Source organism: Achromobacter sp. UBA5777, assembly GCF_002418565.1.
GTDB lineage: Bacteria > Pseudomonadota > Gammaproteobacteria > Burkholderiales > Burkholderiaceae_B > Achromobacter > Achromobacter animicus.
In genome coordinates this window covers 1-17,791 of sequence record NZ_DIEJ01000304.1, presented here as the reverse complement: position 1 = coordinate 17,791, position 17,791 = coordinate 1, and the positions used below count along the sequence as shown (strand labels likewise).

18 protein-coding genes are annotated in these 17,791 nt (G+C 66.2%); 1 reads left to right on the top strand and 17 read right to left on the bottom strand.

The window, feature by feature from the left end; genetic code table 11:
* Window positions 1-124 precede the first annotated feature (124 nt).
* The 7 genes from B3446_RS26605 to rpsP all read right to left on the bottom strand — a co-directional run bounded on the left by B3446_RS26605 (window position 125) and on the right by rpsP (window position 5,187).
* Window positions 125-856, bottom strand: a complete 732-nt coding sequence (locus tag B3446_RS26605) for an amino acid ABC transporter ATP-binding protein (protein WP_191577038.1) — start codon at window positions 854-856, stop codon at window positions 125-127.
* Window positions 853-1,506: an amino acid ABC transporter permease gene (locus B3446_RS26600; RefSeq protein WP_175125042.1), complete on the bottom strand. Its 654-nt coding sequence runs from the start codon at window positions 1,504-1,506 to the stop codon at window positions 853-855. Before B3446_RS26600 ends, B3446_RS26605 begins: the two co-directional genes overlap by 4 nt.
* 145 nt (window positions 1,507-1,651) lie before the next feature.
* Window positions 1,652-2,407: an ABC transporter substrate-binding protein gene (locus tag B3446_RS26595; RefSeq protein WP_056571455.1), complete on the bottom strand. Its 756-nt coding sequence runs from the start codon at window positions 2,405-2,407 to the stop codon at window positions 1,652-1,654.
* A gap of 96 nt (window positions 2,408-2,503) precedes the next feature.
* Window positions 2,504-3,175: a helix-turn-helix domain-containing protein gene (locus tag B3446_RS26590; protein WP_291386984.1), complete on the bottom strand. Its 672-nt coding sequence runs from the start codon at window positions 3,173-3,175 to the stop codon at window positions 2,504-2,506.
* A 105-nt stretch (window positions 3,176-3,280) separates the two neighbouring features.
* Window positions 3,281-4,183, bottom strand: coding sequence for a tRNA (guanosine(37)-N1)-methyltransferase TrmD (gene trmD, locus B3446_RS26585; protein WP_291386982.1), 903 nt, complete (start codon window positions 4,181-4,183; stop codon window positions 3,281-3,283).
* Window positions 4,183-4,800 carry a ribosome maturation factor RimM gene (rimM, locus tag B3446_RS26580; RefSeq protein ID WP_291386980.1) on the bottom strand — a complete coding sequence of 206 codons (618 nt, stop codon included), beginning with the start codon at window positions 4,798-4,800 and terminating at the stop codon, window positions 4,183-4,185. Before rimM ends, trmD begins: the two co-directional genes overlap by 1 nt.
* Before the next feature lie 126 nt (window positions 4,801-4,926).
* Window positions 4,927-5,187, bottom strand: coding sequence for a 30S ribosomal protein S16 (rpsP, locus tag B3446_RS26575; protein WP_008165084.1), 261 nt, complete (start codon window positions 5,185-5,187; stop codon window positions 4,927-4,929).
* A gap of 482 nt (window positions 5,188-5,669) precedes the next feature.
* Between rpsP and B3446_RS26570 the strand changes: the two genes are divergently transcribed.
* Window positions 5,670-6,251, top strand: a complete 582-nt coding sequence (locus tag B3446_RS26570; protein WP_291386977.1) for a hypothetical protein — start codon at window positions 5,670-5,672, stop codon at window positions 6,249-6,251.
* Window positions 6,252-6,372: 121 nt separating this feature from the next.
* On the opposite strand, the gene B3446_RS26565 is transcribed toward B3446_RS26570, so the two are convergent.
* The 10 genes from B3446_RS26565 to B3446_RS26520 all read right to left on the bottom strand — a co-directional run.
* Complete coding sequence (locus B3446_RS26565; protein WP_291386975.1) at window positions 6,373-6,642, bottom strand: sulfurtransferase TusA family protein; 270 nt, start codon at window positions 6,640-6,642, stop codon at window positions 6,373-6,375.
* Window positions 6,642-9,266, bottom strand: coding sequence for an alanine--tRNA ligase (gene alaS / locus B3446_RS26560; protein WP_191577042.1), 2,625 nt, complete (start codon window positions 9,264-9,266; stop codon window positions 6,642-6,644). The genes B3446_RS26565 and alaS overlap by 1 nt, the downstream gene beginning before the upstream one ends.
* 80 nt (window positions 9,267-9,346) lie before the next feature.
* Window positions 9,347-10,423, bottom strand: coding sequence for a prepilin (locus B3446_RS26555; RefSeq protein WP_291386972.1), 1,077 nt, complete (start codon window positions 10,421-10,423; stop codon window positions 9,347-9,349).
* Window positions 10,420-11,037: a type 4 pilus major pilin gene (locus tag B3446_RS26550; RefSeq protein WP_191577043.1), complete on the bottom strand. Its 618-nt coding sequence runs from the start codon at window positions 11,035-11,037 to the stop codon at window positions 10,420-10,422. Before B3446_RS26550 ends, B3446_RS26555 begins: the two co-directional genes overlap by 4 nt.
* Before the next feature lie 61 nt (window positions 11,038-11,098).
* Complete coding sequence (locus B3446_RS26545; RefSeq protein ID WP_291386969.1) at window positions 11,099-12,235, bottom strand: general secretion pathway protein; 1,137 nt, start codon at window positions 12,233-12,235, stop codon at window positions 11,099-11,101.
* Complete coding sequence (locus B3446_RS26540; RefSeq protein ID WP_291386967.1) at window positions 12,228-14,000, bottom strand: ATPase, T2SS/T4P/T4SS family; 1,773 nt, start codon at window positions 13,998-14,000, stop codon at window positions 12,228-12,230. Before B3446_RS26540 ends, B3446_RS26545 begins: the two co-directional genes overlap by 8 nt.
* Window positions 13,997-14,491 (bottom strand): hypothetical protein, encoded by a 495-nt coding sequence (locus B3446_RS26535; RefSeq protein WP_291386965.1) that lies wholly within the window; start codon window positions 14,489-14,491, stop codon window positions 13,997-13,999. Before B3446_RS26535 ends, B3446_RS26540 begins: the two co-directional genes overlap by 4 nt.
* Window positions 14,478-15,839, bottom strand: a complete 1,362-nt coding sequence (locus B3446_RS26530) for a hypothetical protein (protein ID WP_291386963.1) — start codon at window positions 15,837-15,839, stop codon at window positions 14,478-14,480. Before B3446_RS26530 ends, B3446_RS26535 begins: the two co-directional genes overlap by 14 nt.
* A 2-nt stretch (window positions 15,840-15,841) precedes the next feature.
* Window positions 15,842-17,467, bottom strand: a complete 1,626-nt coding sequence (locus B3446_RS26525; RefSeq protein ID WP_409558313.1) for a hypothetical protein — start codon at window positions 17,465-17,467, stop codon at window positions 15,842-15,844.
* A gap of 32 nt (window positions 17,468-17,499) precedes the next feature.
* On the bottom strand, window positions 17,500-17,791 hold a 292-nt coding region (locus B3446_RS26520; RefSeq protein WP_291386959.1), incomplete at its 5' end, for a toxin co-regulated pilus biosynthesis Q family protein.

The following is a 17,791-nucleotide window of genomic DNA, read 5'->3' as shown; positions in this document are numbered from 1 at the left end:
GATCACGGCGACGTCGGCCTGCGCCGACGCGTCCAGCGGCCCGGTGGGAGGCGGCGGCGCCGCGGTGGCCGCCCACAGTGACGGGGAAAGCGGAAACGGCGCTGGCTGCATGGGGCTTCCTTCCTTACATGGGATGCAGCACGCGCCGCAGGAAGTCCTGCGTGCGCGGATGCTGCGGATGATTCAGCACTTCGCGGGCGGCGCCCTGCTCCACCATGACGCCGCCGTCAAAGAACATGACGCGGTCGGCGACCTCGCGCGCAAAGCTCATTTCGTGCGTGACGACGACCATCGTCATGCCGGCCTCGGCCAGCTTGCGCATGACGCCCAGCACATCGCCGACCAGTTCAGGATCGAGCGCCGAGGTGGGCTCGTCGAACAGGATCGCCTTGGGTTGCATCGCGAGCGCCCGCGCGATCGCCACGCGCTGCTGCTGGCCGCCGGATAGCTGGTTCGGATGCGCGTGCTCCTTGTCCGCCAGCCCCACGCTGGCCAGCAATTCCCGGCCGCGCTCCACCGCCTGGGCGCGCGGTTCCTTCTTCACGAAGATCGGGCCTTCGATGACGTTTTCCAGCGCCGTGCGATGCGGAAACAGGTTAAAGCGCTGGAACACCATCGCCACCTGCGTGCGAATCGACACGATGGAAGGCGCGTCGCAATCGACGAGCTCGCCGTCCACGGTGATGCGGCCGGCGTTGTAGCGTTCCAGTCCGTTGATGCAGCGCAGGATGGTCGACTTGCCCGAGCCGGACGGACCCACCACACACACGACCTCCCCCTGCTCGACCTCGGCGTCGATGCCCTTCAGGACCTCGAGCGTGCCAAAGCTCTTCCTTACGCCTTGCAGGCTGATCATTTGATGGCGCTCCGCTTTTCCAGATGCCGCACCAGCAGGATGAGCGGCACGCACATCACCAGGTACATCAGCGCCACCAGAGTGAACACCGTGGCGTTCTTGAAGGTGGATACGGCGATGAGCTTGCCCTGCAGCGCCAGCTCGGCGACGGTGATGGTGGACGCCTGCGACGAGTCCTTCAGCATCATGATCATGATGTTGCCGTACGGCGGCAGGACGATCTTCACGGCCTGCGGCAGCACGACGCGCCGCATCGTCAGCCCCCAACCCATGCCCATGGCCATCGCCGCTTCGATTTGTCCGCGGTCGATTGCCTGGATGCCGGCGCGGAAATTCTCCGCCTGATAGGCGGAATACGCGATGCCCAGGCCGATGATGGCCGCGTGCACCGCGCTCAGCGACACGCCCATGTCCGGCATCACGAAGTAGATGTAGAAGAGCAGCACGATGATCGGAATGCCGCGCAACAGATTGACAAGGCCCGCGCTGAAGCCCGACAGATACTTGTTGCCGGACACCCGCATCAACGCCCACACCAAGCCCAGCACCGTGGACAGCGCAAGGGAACCCAGCGTGACCAGAATGGTGAGCTTGGCGCCCTCCAGCAGGATCGGCATGAACTCTGCCGCGTCTTTCAAGAATTCCGTCATGAGTCCACCCACTCCGAGAAGACAGCCCGCGATGACCGCTTGGGAAACGGCCCGAGAAGCGCCGCGGATGCGCTGCGTCCGCCGGCGCGGCCGAAAGCGCCGGCGGGATGTTGCGAATGCTTGATCTGGGATAGCCCGGCCGGCATCACGCGCCGCCCAGGCCCCACTTCTTCAGGATCGCGTCGATGGCACCGTCGGCTTTCAGCTTTGCCAGCGCCTTGTTGATGCGATCAAGCAGTTCGGTGTCGTCCTTGCGCGTGGCGAGCCCAAGGCTTCCCATGATCGTCGGCTGGTACGACTGCGCCATCTTCAGGTTGGGATAGTTGCCCTGCGACAGGACGTACGCGGCGATGGGATAGTCCATGAAGCCGCCCTGGATGCGGCCGGCGTTGGCGTCGCGCATCATGTCGGGCGGATTGTCGTAAAGCTTCACTTCCTTGAAGACGCCGCTCTTTTGAATGGGCTCGACAAAGGCGGTGCCAACCTGCACGCCGACGGTCATGCCCTTCATGTCGGCGAAGGACTTGTATTCCTTGTTGTCGGTCTTGAGCACCATCAGGCCCTCGCCGTAGCGATAGACAGGCTCGGAAAAGCTCACCACCTGCTGGCGCTGCGGCGTGATGAACATCGCCGCCGACACGATGTCAATGCGCTTGGATGTCAGCGATCCGATCAGCGCGGAAAACGCCATGGGCTCGATCTGCACCGAGAATCCCGCTTCCTTGCCCACCGCTTTCACGATGTCGACCATCACGCCCTCGATGCTGTTCGTCTTGGTATCGAGAAAGGTGAACGGGCTGCCGGTGGGCGTGGACCCCACCTTCAATACCGTCTGGGCTTGGGCGCCCGCCGCCATGGACAATGCTGCGAATACAGAGACAACAAGAGTCTTGAATTTCATGACATATCCTCATCGTGGCAAAGAAGGCCGGGCCGCGCGTGGCGCGTCCGGTGGCGGCACGCTCCCCGCGCGTTCCGCCGCTTGGGTGCTGCGCGCTCAGGGCGCTTGTGGCGTGTCGTCCTCCGCGGCTTGAGTGATGTTGGAGATGGCCCAGATGACCTCGGTCGTTTGGGTCCCCGGATTGCACCAGCGGCGCGGCGTGCTGCTGGCGTAGCAAAAGCTGTCGCCGGCTTGCAGGCGGATGACGCGGTCGCCCACCCATAGTTCGAGCACACCCTTGAGCACCAGGCCGATCTGCTCGCCCTGTCCCGTCACGAAGAGCTCGGTGCCGGTGGAGCCGCCGGGCGCGATGGAAGCGCGGCACAGGTCCATGCTGCGGCAGGCCGAGGGCGTGAACATCTCTTTGCTGATGCCCTTTTCCTTCAAGTCGATATGGCGGTGCGTGCCCGCGCGGGCCACGCGGCCATCCTCTTCGCCGCCGGTATGCTCGGCGTTGCGCAACAACGCATTGACCGACACGCGGAACTCGCGCGCCAGGAGATGTAGGACTTTGACGGAGGCCGAGCTCAGCCCTCTTTCGATCTGGCTGAGCAGGCCGAGCGACATGCCGCAGGTTCGGGCGACGTCAGCCAGCGACCGTCCCTGTTGCTTGCGCAACTGACGCAACTGCTGACCCAGCCACAGATCGACGGCCGACTCCGGCCGCCCCGCGTGGGCGGGCGACGAGGGTGCTGCGCTGGCACGGCGAACGGCGGCAGAGCGGCTCATATGAAAATTTCATGTGCATGTAATTTTCAATACTAAGGAGCCGCGAAAACGCCCACAATCCAGGGACTTCCCTAGCGTTGTGGGCGTGGCGGGCCGGCGCGACGGTCAGGAGGCGTCGGACGGATTGGGCTTGGGATCGGGGCTGGAATCCGGGGTGGAGTTGGGTTGGTTCTGCCCCGCGGGCGCGGCGTCCGCACCGGGTTTGCGCGGGCGACGGCGTCTTGTGCCCGGCTCCGCAGGCAACGGCGTGCCGGTCAACTCGGCCAGATAGCGCTCGTCCAGCTTGCTCAGCCAGCCTTTTGCGCGCGCCGATTCGATGAGTTCGGGCCGGCGTGCGGCAGTCAATGCCAGCGACCGCTCGCGCCGCCAGCGCGCGATATTGGCGTGGTGCCCGCTCAACAGCGGCGCCGGCACCGCTTCGCCCTCGTAGACTTCCGGGCGCGTGTAGTGCGGGCTGTCCAGCAGGCCAGACAAGGTGTCGTTGAAGGAATCCTGCAGGGCGGAATCGCCGTCGTTGAGCACGCCCGGCAAAAGACGCACTGCGGCATCGATCACGGCAAGCGCCGCGATTTCACCGCCAGAGAGGACGAAGTCGCCGAGCGAGATTTCCTGCGTGACACAGCGATCGATGAAGCGCTGGTCCACGCCTTCGTAACGGCCGCAGATGAGAATGAGGCCATCGCTGGCGGCCAGCGCTTCGGCGCCGGCCTGGTCATAGCGCCGGCCGACTGGCGCAAGCAGCGCCACCGGGGCGGGACCCAGGCCCTGCGCGGCGCGCGCCTGCTGGGCGGCATTGACGGCGGCTTCCAAAGGACCCGGCATCATCACCATGCCGGGGCCGCCGCCGTAGGGGCGGTCGTCCACGGTGCGGTGTACGTCATGCGTGAAATCGCGGGGATTCCAGGCATGAAGCTGCCACCGGCCCTGGGCGTGAGCCCGGCCGGTGACGCCGAGGTCGCGCACCACCCCGAACATTTCGGGAAATAGCGTAACGACGTCGATACGCATCAAAAATCCGCGGGCCAGTCGCTGTCGATGCGGCGGGCAGCCAGATCAACGGCGTGGATATGCGCGCGTACGAACGGTACAAGCATTTCGGCGGGTCGGCCCTTGGCGTCCAGGACAGGTTCGGGGCTTTCGCCCTCACCCTTCTGCAGCAGGACCTTCAACACGGCGTGAGCACCGTTGTCGAGGACCTCGCTGACCACGCCAATGCGCGCGGCTTCGCCGTTGGCGCTGGAGTACAGCGCGCAACCAATGAGATCGACCCAGTAGTATTCGTCTTCCTCGGGCGCGGGAAATGATCCGCGCGGCGCTTGCACGGTATGTCCGCGCAACGCTTCGGCCTGATCGCGATCCGTGATGCCCTGCAGTTGCGCCACCACGGTGGCTCCCTGCGATCGGACTTGCAAGATCTTGAATGCGACAGGCGCAGACGCGACAGCGCCCCGCGCCAATTCAGGCACAGGGCGAGTCAACCACCATTGAGACGCTGAGAGCAGCACTTCGGCGTTGGCCGAATGCGGCTGCACTTTAACCCAGCCTTTCACACCGTAGGCTGCAGTGATGCGGCCCAGCTCGACCAAATCCGTAGGCGCCGCGTTTGAAGTTGCGGCATCAGGCATTTATCGTGCTCTTTATCAGGCTTGGATAGCAATGAAGCAGCCAGGAATATCCGCTTTCAAGCGCGAGGCTCTAAGCGTGGAAAACCTGCTGCTCCAGAATCAGCTAAGGATGTGCGTCGCGGGCAATTAGGCCGCGGCGGAAACCTTGGCCGAGTATTCCTTGACCAGACGCTCGACGGCGGGCGACAGTTGCGCGCCGGTGCCGGTCCAGTACTGCACGCGATCCAGCGCAATGCGCAGGTTTTCCGTGCCTTCGCTAGCCACGGGGTTGTAAAAACCCACGCGCTCGATAAAACGGCCGTCGCGACGGTTACGCGAATCGGTGGCCACCAGGTTGTAGAACGGACGCTTCTTGGACCCACCGCGGGCCAGGCGAATCACCACCATAGGTAATCCCTTGAATTAGTTGTGAAAAACGGGAAATTCTAGCACTGAAAGGAGCCTGCTGGCAAATGCGAGTGCCGAAGAATCTGTGATGCGGTGCGATTTGTATCCTAAAACACCACATCCGGGTATTCTACAAGCACGAGCCCAGCCCTGCTGCGGCTCGATCTGTTGGTGGTCAGGTCGTCGTTGCGTTCGCATTTGTGGGCGCGGTTGTGCCGGTGTCTTCGCCTGCGGTCTTCCCCCGTTGTCATGCGTTTGAGCAATTGGTGCGTCTGAAGAGCAATCTGATTGGAGCGATCGGATTTCATGTCGACCCGCGCAAAACTCTACGCCCTGCCCTTGCTGGCCGCTTTGAAGCGGCAGCCTTCTCCTGATACCCCGCCTTCGCCGCAAGCGCCCGGAAGATCCGGACGGCGTTGCCGCGTCCCTGCCTGACTCCGCTTTTTCCCCACAAAAAGTCGTTTAACTGGAGTGTGCACACCATGAAGAACCAAAAATCAGTCTTCTCACCCTTTGCGCGCCTGGCGATGGCGGGATTGCTGGCGGGCGCGCTGGCGTTGCCCACCGAGGCGCCCGCGCGCGTGATCGGTGCGGCGCTGACGACGGCGTCCGGTCAGGTGACGGCGGTGGATCAGGCCAGCCGGACCATCACCCTGCGCGGCGCCGACGGCAATACCGTGGACATCGTCGCCGGACCGGACATCCGCAACTTCAAGCAGATCAAGGCGGGCGACACGCTGACGCTGGACTATTACGAGTCGGTGGCCGTGGACGTGCGTCCCGCCGGTTCCGGTGCGCCTGAAGTCGTGACCGAGACCGCCGCGACCCGGTCGGCCAAGGGTGCGATGCCCGGCGGCGCGGTGGGCCGGCAGACCACGATCACGGCCGAAATCTGGCACATCAACCGGAGCGCAAACCTGGTGATCCTGAAGGGACCCCAAGGCGGCAGGCGCACCATCCAGGTCAGGGATCCGGCGCTGCGCGAAAAACTTCAGCAGTTGAAGGAAGGTGATCTGGTGGACTTCACGATCACGCAGGCGGTCGCCGCGGCCATTCACAGGTAGGCAAGGACACGCCGGTATAAAGGGCCGCCCCAAAAAGGCAAAAAATTCGCCAGAATGACGCCCACAAAGAACAAGGCCCGCTTTCAAGCGGGCCTTTTGCATGAAGCGAATGCCGGGCTGGCTAACGCCGGCGCAGAAAATGCACGCAGCGACCATCGGCCTCTTGCTGCGCGACCAGCGCATTGCCGGTCTGGCGCGCAAACGCCTGGAAATCGCGGATCGCATTGCGGTCCGTGGTGATAACGCGCACCACCTGCCCGCTTTCCATCGTTGCAAGCGCCTTCTTGGCGCGCAGGATGGGCAAGGGGCACGTCAGCCCGCTGGCATCGACGTCTTGGTCGAACACCGGCGCCGAGGCGCCGGCATCGAGACGGGAATCGACGTCGCTCATCAGAGGCGCTCGTCCACCCACTTCTGCACGCCAGCGATGGCTGCGGGCAGCGCAGCGATATCCGTGCCGCCGCCCATGGCCATATCGGGACGACCGCCGCCCTTGCCGCCCACCTGGCTAGCGACAAAGCCCACCAGATCGCCCGCCTTGATGCGGTCGGTCAGGTCGGCGGTGACGCCACCGACCACGCTGATCTTGCCATCGGCCGAGCCGGTGGCCAGCAGCACGACGGCAGGCTTCAAGCGATCTTTCAGGTTGTCGACCATGCCGCGCAGCGCCTTGGGATCGACGTCGCCGATGCTGGCCGCGAGAACCTTGATGCCCTTGACGTCGACGGCGGCGCTGGAAGCCAGGTCATTGCCGGCGCTGGCCGCAAGCTTGTTGCGCGACTGCTCCAGTTCCTTTTCGAGCGTCTTGACCTGGTCCTGCACCTGCGCGATGCGCGCCGGCAGATCAGCGGGCGTGCTGCGCAGCATGCCGGCCACCTGGGTCAGCAAGGCGTTCTGGTTCTGCACCCAGGCCAGCGCGTTGTCGCCGGTGATGGCTTCGATGCGGCGTACGCCCGCGGCCACGCCGCCTTCGGACACGATCTTGAACAGGCCGATATCGCCCGTGCGGGTGACGTGCGTGCCGCCGCAGAGTTCGCGCGAGAAGCCGATGTCGAGCACGCGCACGGTGTCCCCGTACTTTTCGCCGAACAGCGCCATGGCGCCGCCCTTGACCGCATCGTCATAGCCCATGACCTGGGCGACAGTGGGATGGTTGGCCAGGACCTCGGCGTTGACGATGGCTTCGACGCGGGCAATCTGCTCTGCCGTCAGCGGCGCATCCTGCGCGAAGTCGAAACGGGTCTTGTCGGGATCAACGAGCGAACCGCGCTGTTGCACGTGCGCGCCCAGCACCTGGCGCAGCGCCTTGTGCATCAGGTGCGTGGCCGAGTGGTTGCGCACCGTGCGGGCGCGGCGGACGGCGTCCACGCGGGCCAGCAGCGTGTCGCCGACGGCCAGTGAGCCGGATTCCAGCGTGCCGTGATGGCCGAACACGCCGGACTGGATCTTGAGCGTGTCGGCGACGGCAAAGCGCACGCCATCGGCTTCGAGCAGACCGGTGTCGCCGACCTGGCCGCCCGACTCCGCATAGAACGGGGTGGCGTCCAGCACGACAACGGCGCTTTGGCCGGCCTTGACTTCCTGCACCTGCGTGCCGTCCACGTACAGGGCGGTGACCTTGACGTTGTCCAGTTCAAGCTTTTCGTAGCCTTCGAAACGCGTTTCGGCGCCTTCGTAGCTGAGGCCTTCGGCCATCTTGAACTTGCCCGCCGCGCGGGCCTGGTCACGCTGGCGTTCCATGGCGACTTCGAAGCCAGCCATGTCGACTTCGACTTCGCGTTCACGGCAGATGTCGGCGGTGAGGTCGACCGGGAAGCCGTAGGTGTCGTAAAGCGTGAACAGCGTGGTGCCGTCCAGCACGCCGCCCTTGGGCACGTTGGCCAAGGCGGTGTCCAGGATGCGCATGCCGTGTTCGAGGGTTTCGCCGAAGCGTTCTTCTTCCTGCTTGAGGACCTGGGCCACGCGATCGGCCGCGGCGGCCAGTTCCGGGTAGGCCTCGCCCATTTCGGCGACGAGATCCGGCACCAGGCGATGGAAGAAGGGTTTGGTCTGGCCCAGCTTGTAGCCGTGACGCAGCGCGCGGCGCACGATGCGGCGCAGCACGTAGCCGCGGCCTTCGTTGCTCGGGATCACGCCGTCGACGATGAGGAACGAGCAGGCGCGGATGTGGTCGGCGATGACCTTGAGCGAGTTGTCTTCGAGGTCCTTGATGCCGGTTTCGCGCGCGGCGGCGGCGATCAGGTGCTGGAAGAGATCAATTTCGTAGTTGGAATGCACATGCTGCAGGACGGCGGCGATGCGTTCCAGACCCATGCCGGTGTCGACACAGGGACGCGGCAGGCGCGGCATATTGCCGGCGGCGTCGCGTTCGAACTGCATGAACACCAGGTTCCAGATTTCGATGTAGCGGTCGCCGTCTTCTTCGGGGGATCCGGGTGGGCCGCCCCAGATCTCGGGGCCGTGGTCAAAGAAGATTTCGGAGCAAGGACCGCAAGGGCCGGTGTCCGCCATCTGCCAGAAGTTGTCGGACGCGTAGCGTGCGCCCTTGTTGTCGCCGATGCGGATGATGCGCTCGGTCGGCACGCCCACTTCCTTGGCCCAGATGTCGTAGGCCTCGTCGTCTTCCTGGTAGACCGTCACCCAGAGCTTTTCCGCCGGCAGCTTGTAGACCTGCGTCAGCAGTTCCCACGCGTACTGGATGGCGTCGCGCTTGAAGTAGTCGCCAAAGCTGAAATTGCCCAGCATTTCGAAGAACGTGTGGTGGCGGGCGGTGTAGCCCACGTTCTCCAGGTCGTTGTGCTTGCCCCCGGCGCGCACACTGCGCTGCGACGAGGTGGCACGCGTGTACGACCGCGATTCCTTGCCCGTGAAGACGTCCTTGAACTGGACCATGCCCGAATTGGTGAAGAGCAGGGTCGGGTCGTTGCCCGGGACGAGCGACGACGAGGGAACAATGGTGTGTCCCTTGGACTTGAAGAATTGCAGGAACTGCTGGCGAATCTCGGAGGATTTCATCGTGGATGAAGCAGAATTTAGGGCGAATCGCCAATTATAGAGGGTTGGCGGGGATACGCGGGATATGGGCGGGATGGCCATCATCGGACGCAGACGAAACCCGTGGTCCAACCCTCGGTTTCCGTCCATTTTCCGCCGGCGGACACGATGACCTCGGCGTAGCCGGGCGGGCAGGAACACTGGCCCGTGCGAGGATTGGCCGTAGACAAGCCCGTGTAATGGAAGCAGCCGAGCGGATAGTTGGTGCTGTAGGCGCCCCCGAACCCGCCGCTTGCCTGCATCCAGATGCCGGCTTCGCACGAAAGCAGCTGACCGGCGGCCGACGTGGCCAGCGTTCCGCCTGAGACGCCGCAGGCATGCCCAGGGACCTCCCGGGCTCCAACGGTGACGTAGCCACCCGCGTCCACGTTGCCAGCGACAGATAGCTTGCCTTGCAGATCCGGATCGCGGGTGTCGCGCATCTTCACATAACCGCTCATGTCAGGCTGCCCGGTGCCCGCGCCCGCCCACAGGGCCAGCGTGCCAGGCGGGTACGCTGGCGCGTCGGCCGCGAGCGGGTTGGGAAACGCATAGGCGGCGCCTCGCAGCTGAAACGGCGCTTGCGGCCACACGGCCCCGCCATAGCCGCCCGCGGACGCGATGACCGAAGCCATGCTCACCTCGTCCGGCAATTGCGTCCCCTTTTTCAGCAAAGGTTTGTCGGCAGCGACGACGCCGTCGATCCGGCAAGGCTCGTCGGGACAGGCCGGGCTGCGCAGGAGCCGGATGTTCGCGCCGAAATCCAACGCCGACCGGTCGGGAAAGTCGGCAGGCAGGTGACCCTGAACTCGAAGCTCGGAAAGCGTGGGCCGCAGCGCATCGCCGAACAGCGGCTGGCCCTGGCTGTCTTGAGGAGGCTCCCCCTTGGTCAGCGCCTCCGAGTGGCGGGACAGCACATCCGTCACCGCCAGCCGGATCTGTGTCAGCCAAACGCCCGCTGAGCGGGCGGCGGATGCTTCGATGCCGTGGACGACCGCGTTGGATGCCCAGATGGCCATGGCCGTGGTGATGGCCAGCGCCAGTGCCAGCCCGATGAGCGAAAAGCCTGCCTGCTGCCGGGACACCAACGGACGCTGATGCCCCGCCGGGAAAAGCCGGACCTCCCGGTGCGCGCTCATCGTGCGGTGAAAACAAAAGTGTTTACGTCGCCCTGGCTACACTGCGCCTGGGCCTGCGCAGCGCGGTATGGCGTCGCGGGATTGGTGATTGAATCCTTGACGACCTTGGCGCCGCTGCTGCCGCTGATGGAGATGATTTCCGACACCCGTTGAAGCACGGACGCGAGCGCTGGGCAGGCGGCGTGGCTGACACTGGTGAGCGTGAGCGTGAACGCCGAGCCCATTCCCGCGCCGTCGACGGACGCGGGCTCGACCTGCACCACGCCGCTGCCGCCGATACCGGAGCCGCCCAGGCCGTGCGCCACGCTCGCCGCGGCGCCAGTACCCTGCACCGAGAGCACGGTGGAGTCGCGCAGCGCGTTGGCCAGGGCGCCGGTGTCCAGCCCCGTGTACGGTGTCACGCCACCGCCTTGCGCGTTGATCTTCATGCTGGCGATGAACCGCTGCAATTCTTCGCCGACCTTCGGCACTTTGTTTTCAATGACATACCCGCCAATGGCAGGGATGCCGACGATGGCGATGAGCAGGACGATGGCCGTGACGATGGACACTTCCATCAAGGAAAATCCGCGCTGGTTCGCACCAAGGGGCCGGGACAGACTGACTGCTTTCATGAATATCCTCATTGATTAAAGTGCGCGGCGAGCCGCGCCGTTGCCGCCAACCCGCGGAGCACTACTGGCTGGCATAGAAATTGGTGAGTGCCTGGCGCAGCTCGTCTATCACCGCGTAATGCCACAGCGTGATGCCCAGCACCGTGGCCAGGGAAAGAATCAGCAAGCACCAGCGCAGCACGAGCGCCTGGCGCCGCACCCGGGCCAACAGGCGGACCTCGACGCGCTGGCGCACGCGGGCCAGGCCCGGCTCAACGCCGAGCGCGTCCATCAGGTCCGCCATGTACCACCAGGTTTGGGAGTCCAGCAGTCCGGTGCCGAAGATTTCCGCGCCGCTGGCGCCTGCGTCGATGCGGCCAAGCATGGCGTGCAGATGCGAGAGCAGCCACGGCGGGGCGTCGCGCGCCTGCACGGCCAGCGCGCGGCGCAATCGCGTGTCGGCCGCGCCGTGCTGCCGAATGAGCACGGCCAGCAGAGACAGAAAGCGGATGGCCTGGAAATCGCGATACAGCCGCCAGAGCAGCCAACGGTCGAGCACGGCGCGAAGATCACCAGTGAAGTTCGCCAGCGACCAGAGGGCTAGCATGACCGCGCCAAATATCAGGACGACCCACAGCGCAAGCCACTGCTTCAAGCCGCCCGCCAAAGCGAACAGCCCGCGCGTGAGCGTCGCGTAGTCTTCGGCGGGCACGGCCTGGAAGACCTGCTGCAGCCGGGGCACGCTGAAGAACGGAATGGCGCACAGCAACGTGAAGGCCACCAAAGCGGCGACGACGCCCGTGGCGGCTGCCGACAGCAATGCCGACCATGCCTCGGACGCCAGGCGGACGGCGCGCGCCAGATCGCGCAGCGCCGCGGGCAGATCGCCGCCCTCTTCCTGCACGCAACTGAGCAGCAGGCATTCGTCGTGCGGCAGCGTGTCGGACCAGGCGACGCCCAGGTCACCGCCGGCGCTCAGATACGCGGCGGCCCAGTGCTGACAGAGGCGGCCGCGCACCGTCTCGGGCCCGTACCGGCTGGCGTCGTCCTCGAAGATGTCGCGCAGGCTCTTTCGGCCTTGCGTGCCTTCGACGACATCCGCCAGATACTCGTAGTAATCCGCGCGCTGCGGCCGAAAGCGCAGCGCGTCCAGCCGAAGCTGGCGCGCGCCCACTGACCGCAGAGACCCGCGCGCAGCCCTCAACGCGAGATCAGCCATGCTGCGCTCCGTCAGAGAGGGCCGTGCCGGCCTGCGCAAGTGCCGCGGGCTGTAGCCGAGCGGCCGATCCCGTGCGCAGGCTCGGCACGATGGGCAACTCGAACCGGCGCAACAGCGTGCGCGGATCGATCTCTCCCAGGCTCGTCCGATACAGCGCGCAATCCAGCGCCCGCGCGCCGCGCGTTCCGGCGTCTCGCCACGCACTGCCCGTGGCAGGCTGGAACTGTTGCTTCAGTGCGTGGTTGTCGCGCTGACGCACTTGGTCTAGAAAGCCCGGCACGCGATCGGGCTCGATCATTTCGGCGGCAACGCTGCGCCCCGCCGTTCCGTTCAATTCCGGCATGTGATCGCGCCGGCACGCGGGGCAGCCTGCTTCGTTTCTGACCCGGAGCGACTCGGCGTGCAGATCGAACGCGTCTTGCATGCCCAGCACCCAGCCGCGCCAGTCCCATGCCTGCGCATGCCGAGCGTGGACGCCCGACCACAGGCTGTCGACGGGCAACGCGCAGCCGGGGCACAGGCGTGGCAGCAGCGTCTGATAGATCAAGAGCTTCAGGATGCCGGGCGACGCGAGAAACTCGCGTGACACGCCTACGGCGTCGGATGCCAGGCGCTCGGGAATCATCGCGGCCGATCCGGCGTGTGTCGTGGCGTACAGACTGACGCCGGAACTGGCGAGATCCATGAACGCGCGGCCGGTCTGCGTGTCGCGGATTTCGCCGATCAGCAGGTCGTTCATTGCCGAGCGCTTGATGGTCTTGAGCTTGGCGTCCAGCGTCGGCCACGCCGCGTCCGCCAGCGCGCCCGTCAGCGTGTTCTGCAACGCGTTGCCGATGTGGTATTCCACCGGGTCTTCAAGTGTGATGACCTTGCGCGTGGGCGCGATGCCGCGCATCAGCGCGGCGATGGTGGTGGACTTGCCTGAGCCGACCACGCCCGCCAGCACGATGGCCCCGCCCTCTCGCTCGCGCACCCGCAACAGGGTTTCGGCTTGGCCAGGCAAATATCCCAAGGCCAGGAGGTCGCCGTTGACGGTTGCGTCCAACCGCAGGATCCGCAGGCACACGGAAGGCCCCGCGTCCGCCGCCAGCGACGCCCAGCGAAGCACGATGGGCGCCGCGTCCACGGTCAGCGAAATGCGACCCTGCTGCTCGAGCGCCGGATCGAACACGGCGCCATTGCCGCCGCGCACGTCCATCCACGCCACGGCAAGGACTTCAAGCAGCGTGGCGCTGGACAGGCCGGCGAAACGGTCGGAGCCGACGTACTCGCCGTGGATGGTGTAGCGAATTTCGCTGGCGTCACGCCGCTGGTCCACGTTGATGTGGACGTCGCTGGCGCCTTGAACCACGCCCCAGCGGACGATGTCGAGAAACAAGGCGGCCAGCGCCGAGGCGCGTTCGGCCCGGTCGGCCCGCGCCACGCGCCCGGGGCTGGGCGCCGTGTACTGGCCGCGCGCGATCATCAGCAGGAGCGGCGCCGGGACGACGTATCGCGCGGGATTCGCCATACGATAGCCAGCCGCCTTCACCATGCGCTCGACCTCGTCGATCTGATCACCGACGGTGTATTCCTTGACGGCGAAGATCGCGGCCTGGCCGCCCTCGAGCAGAACCGGGCACAAGCGTCCGGCCAGCGCAGCCAGATCAAACTGACGGCTCAGCGCGCGCACAAAGGCGGGTTCCATGCCAGCGACGTCTTCGGGCGTATGCAACTCGGGCGGGCGAACAAGCGTGTCCGCGATGGGCTGGGTCTGCGTCGTCATGGGTGTCCGCCCCCGGCGTCAAGGCACGCGGTCTGGTCACGGCCGTCGCGCTGCACGCGGACGCAGGCGCCGTCGATGGCCAGAAGACGATACGGCGCGGCCAGGCGGCTTCCTGCCACGGGATCGGCGCGGCCAGCCCGATAGCGTTGCAACGTGCCGTTGACGACGATGTCAACGTTCAAGCGGCTCGCCGTGCCGAAGATGGCGGTCACGCGGATGTCGTCCGCCGCGCGTCCCGTGGGCGGCGCCATCGGGCCTTTCCCTTCGGTCATCGTGCAAAGACCCGGGATATGGCAGTCGGACATCGCGGCGGCCGCATCCGCGCGCAGCAACGTGCGCACGGTTTCCACCTCGGGCCAAGGTTGCGGCGCGGACGCCGGATCCGCGCCTTGCGCATGGCCCGCCGATACCACCGCGGCGCTCAGCGCGATACCAGCAAACGTTCGCGCGGCTACGCGCCGGCGCGGGATGCAAAGCTCATTCCTGTTCATAAAGTTCCCCCTGCAATTCGGCGACTAGCGCACTGGCCACGAGGCTGGGCCGCGGTTGCGACTGCACGGTCACCACAAGACGCGACCAGCGTGCCGCGGATACCGGCCCCGGCATCAACGCCATGGACCGCAAAGGCCCATGCAAAGCCAGACTGCGCCGCCGAACGATGGGCACGCCCGACTGCGCTGGATTGGATTGCACTGCGCTTGCCTGCCTGGCCGCCGGCTGCTGGGCCGCAGGCCGGCGCGGCCCATGCGGCACGAGCGGCACGGAATGCGACAGCGCGACGGAAGCGAACGCTGGGCGTAGTCCTTGCAGTCCGCCCGCCACCCGCGTCTCGACGTGCAGCGACGAAGGCAACGTCATTTCGGCAATCTGGATCGGCGCGGACGCCAGGCGCCACGCCAGCGTGGCTTCCTCGAGCGGCTTGAACGACACCTGCCAGCCCGCTGGCAACAACGCGTGCAGGCCATGGTTCGTGGCTAATGGGTGAACGCGGGCGTACACCGCCGCGCAATTCCAATACTGCGCGCCAGCGTCGCAGTGCGCGCGTCGCAACGCCCAGCCCTGCACCTGCACCGGCAGCGCCGCCACGCTTGCGAGCAGGCGCGTCAGCTCCGTCGGCGGATGGACTGTGGTGGCGCGCAACATCGCCTCGTAGGCGTCGGCCATCGGGTCCCGAACGGCAACGGGCTGCGGCGGCGCTGCCTGTCTTTGCGAGAACGTGCTGGCGCCGGCGTTCCACAGCGGCGGCGCGACAGCGGCAAGCCCGATGCAGGCCAGAAAGAGACGCAATGCGACGGGCAGCTCGGCCCAACGCGAAGGCAGCGCGGTAAGCGCGGCGCCGGCATCCACTGCCTGAATCAACGCGGACCACACCTGGTCCGGCGCGCGCTCCGCCAGGGACGGACGCTGCGCGAGCAGCGCCCGCTGTCCCTGCAGGGCTTCGTCAAGCGAACCGAACACCCGGTCGGTCTGCGAGAGGACTGCGCCGCCATGCGCGGCGACAAGCCAATGGCGCCCGTCCGGCAGCCGGACCACGCTATGGCCGCCCTCGGGGTACAGCCACGCAAACAACTGCGCGGCCGATTGCGGCGGCATCGCGGCCGGTGAGCCGGCGCGGCGCTTGAATCGCGCGCCCCGGATTCCGGCGCGGGTGCGTCCATAGCCCGCGACCATGGCGGGCGATCCGCCCACCACATAATGTGTGGCCCGCAGGCGCCGTCCACGTGACCGCGCGAGCTTGGGGACGTTGGAACCGATGAGCGCGAACCAGCGCAAGCCGAACGCCAGCGTTCGTTCGGCGCCCGGGCAGTCGATCAGCAGGAGTTGAGGGGCCCGGTTCACGATCAATACCCTTCCTCGACCTGAGCCGTCACAAGGATCAGCGTCGTGTGGCGTTCGGTGGCGGCGCGGTCCAGGCCACCCGCGAGCAGCGGCAGTCCAGGCGCCAGCCGTTGGCGATCGTGCTGGTCCTGGGTGCGGTCAAAGCCAGCCACAATCATGGGCTGCCCCGGCCGCAGTTCGATCTGCTGTACAGTGCCGCTGCCATCGACCGTGATCTGCTGCACTTGCACCTGATTGGCGCTTTCGCCGAAGGTGATTGTTTTCAGGGGCTGCGCGACCGCGTTGTCATACGCGATGGAAAGGAGGATCTGCCCGTCTTCCTGGATGTCCGGCACCAGGGTCAGGAAGGAGCCCACGGTTTCTTCTTTCTGGCTGATCGAGACGGCAGGCAGCGATCCGTTCGCGCCGGTGGAGGTCATGCCGGGCATGGCGGTGCTCTGCACGCGATCAATGTAGGAGAACGTGGTCCTGACGGCATGCGAGACCGGCCGGCGGTTCAAGGTGAGAACTGGGATCTTGCTGTGCCGCACGACCGCGCCCATCGCGCTGAGGGCGGACACGATGGCCTGCGAGCCTTGGAATGGCCCCGCGCTGGATGTGGCTTGAAGCAACCCTGCGCCGGTGGCCGGCACGCCAGGTACGGCCAGCCGCGCCGTGGCGCCTGCGGCGGCATAAAGGGCATTCCAGTCGAGCCCCCCCGCGGCTTCCGTGTTGGCGATAAAGGTGATTTCCTCGAAAAGCAGGCGAACACGGCGGGTCAACGCCTTGTTCTCGCGTTCCAGATAGCGTGCGACCCGGTCCAGCGCGTCCGGCGTATCGGTGACGACCAACGTGGCTGCGCCTTCCACCGGCTCTGCAATAACGCCGGACCGAGTGAGGAAAGGCAGAACGTTTGCGCGCAGAATGGCCAGCGCGTTGTGTTCGCCCGCGGCCAGCGTCGTGTTGGAGGTGCTTTCGAAGCCCTCGCCTTCCGCGCTGCCTGAGCGGCCGAGCCGCACGTCGACCTTGCTGGCGAGCGTCAGGGCGCGCAGATCGAAGACGCGCGTTTCGGTGCGGTAGAACTCGAGCGCGTTGTGTTCGTAGCGCCAGTGCACCGAAAAGCGCGCGGCCAGCGTGTCGAGTAGATCGGCGAGCGGCTGAGGATCCGCCCGCACTTCAATGCGCGCCGGTGCGGCGAGAGCCACCGCGCCGCTGACGGCAAGACGCGGCAGGAATTGGTCGGGGGGAAGCAAAGCGTCGGGACGCACTCGAACCGCAATGCCCGTGGCGGCGGTCAGGCGCTGCGCCAGCGTGGAAAGATCTGCGTCGTCGGCCAGCATGAGCGTGGTTTTGACGTTTTCGCGTAATGCGGGAGGCAGCGCGACCTCGCGCGCCAGCGGTTGCGGCTTGCCCGCCAGCCATGGTGTGGAGACTTCCTGCGCGGCGATGCGAGCCTGGCGGTCGGACAAACCGTCCGCAAAGGCCTGATGGCGGGTGGCGGCGTCGGCATGCCGGCCGCTGGCCGCGCGTTGCATGATCGTGACCTGCTCGGACACCGAACAGCCAGCGAGGACGCACGAGAGCACAGCGCAGGCAAGCGTTCTGGATGCCGCACTGCGCTTGACGCGGGCAAACGTTCTGAGGGCCATGAGTTGCGCGGCGCAAGCAAACGAGAGGAATGTCATGCTGCGGCTCCTTTGGGGGTAGCCGCGCGTGAGCACGATTGCGCAAGCGGCACGACCCGCAGGACGCGGTTGCCGTAGAAGCAGGGTTGCAAGGGGCGATCGGCCAGTTCCGTAGCGCCGAGCAGCCCGCGCACGGCCGTCTTGAAGTCGCCGGAGAATTCGGCCGTGGCGGCCAGCGGGATATCGACGTCTACGGCCCAATGCTGTGGTTCGAACGTCCAGCCCGACGCGCTGGCCCAGCGCGCCAGTACCGCGCGCAGCGTGGCGTCGGGCGGCGCGGCCCGGAAC

Bases quoted from the DNA above. Each gene is read 5' to 3' on its own strand.
- B3446_RS26525 (WP_409558313.1), bottom strand. From the start codon at position 17,467: ATGGCCCTCAGAACGTTTGCCCGCGTCAAGCGCAGTGCGGCATCCAGA.
- alaS (WP_191577042.1), bottom strand. From the start codon at position 9,266: ATGAAATCCTCCGAGATTCGCCAGCAGTTCCTGCAATTCTTCAAGTCC.
- B3446_RS26540 (WP_291386967.1), bottom strand. From the start codon at position 14,000: ATGACGACGCAGACCCAGCCCATCGCGGACACGCTTGTTCGCCCGCCC.
- trmD (WP_291386982.1), bottom strand. From the start codon at position 4,183: ATGCGTATCGACGTCGTTACGCTATTTCCCGAAATGTTCGGGGTGGTG.
- B3446_RS26600 (WP_175125042.1), bottom strand. From the start codon at position 1,506: ATGACGGAATTCTTGAAAGACGCGGCAGAGTTCATGCCGATCCTGCTG.
- B3446_RS26595 (WP_056571455.1), bottom strand. From the start codon at position 2,407: ATGAAATTCAAGACTCTTGTTGTCTCTGTATTCGCAGCATTGTCCATG.
- B3446_RS26605 (WP_191577038.1), bottom strand. From the start codon at position 856: ATGATCAGCCTGCAAGGCGTAAGGAAGAGCTTTGGCACGCTCGAGGTC.
- B3446_RS26590 (WP_291386984.1), bottom strand. From the start codon at position 3,175: ATGAGCCGCTCTGCCGCCGTTCGCCGTGCCAGCGCAGCACCCTCGTCG.
- B3446_RS26565 (WP_291386975.1), bottom strand. From the start codon at position 6,642: ATGAGCGACGTCGATTCCCGTCTCGATGCCGGCGCCTCGGCGCCGGTG.
- rpsP (WP_008165084.1), bottom strand. From the start codon at position 5,187: ATGGTGGTGATTCGCCTGGCCCGCGGTGGGTCCAAGAAGCGTCCGTTC.
- rimM (WP_291386980.1), bottom strand. From the start codon at position 4,800: ATGCCTGATGCCGCAACTTCAAACGCGGCGCCTACGGATTTGGTCGAG.
- B3446_RS26535 (WP_291386965.1), bottom strand. From the start codon at position 14,491: ATGAACAGGAATGAGCTTTGCATCCCGCGCCGGCGCGTAGCCGCGCGA.
- B3446_RS26555 (WP_291386972.1), bottom strand. From the start codon at position 10,423: ATGAGCGCGCACCGGGAGGTCCGGCTTTTCCCGGCGGGGCATCAGCGT.
- B3446_RS26570 (WP_291386977.1), top strand. From the start codon at position 5,670: ATGAAGAACCAAAAATCAGTCTTCTCACCCTTTGCGCGCCTGGCGATG.
- B3446_RS26545 (WP_291386969.1), bottom strand. From the start codon at position 12,235: ATGGCTGATCTCGCGTTGAGGGCTGCGCGCGGGTCTCTGCGGTCAGTG.
- B3446_RS26550 (WP_191577043.1), bottom strand. From the start codon at position 11,037: ATGAAAGCAGTCAGTCTGTCCCGGCCCCTTGGTGCGAACCAGCGCGGA.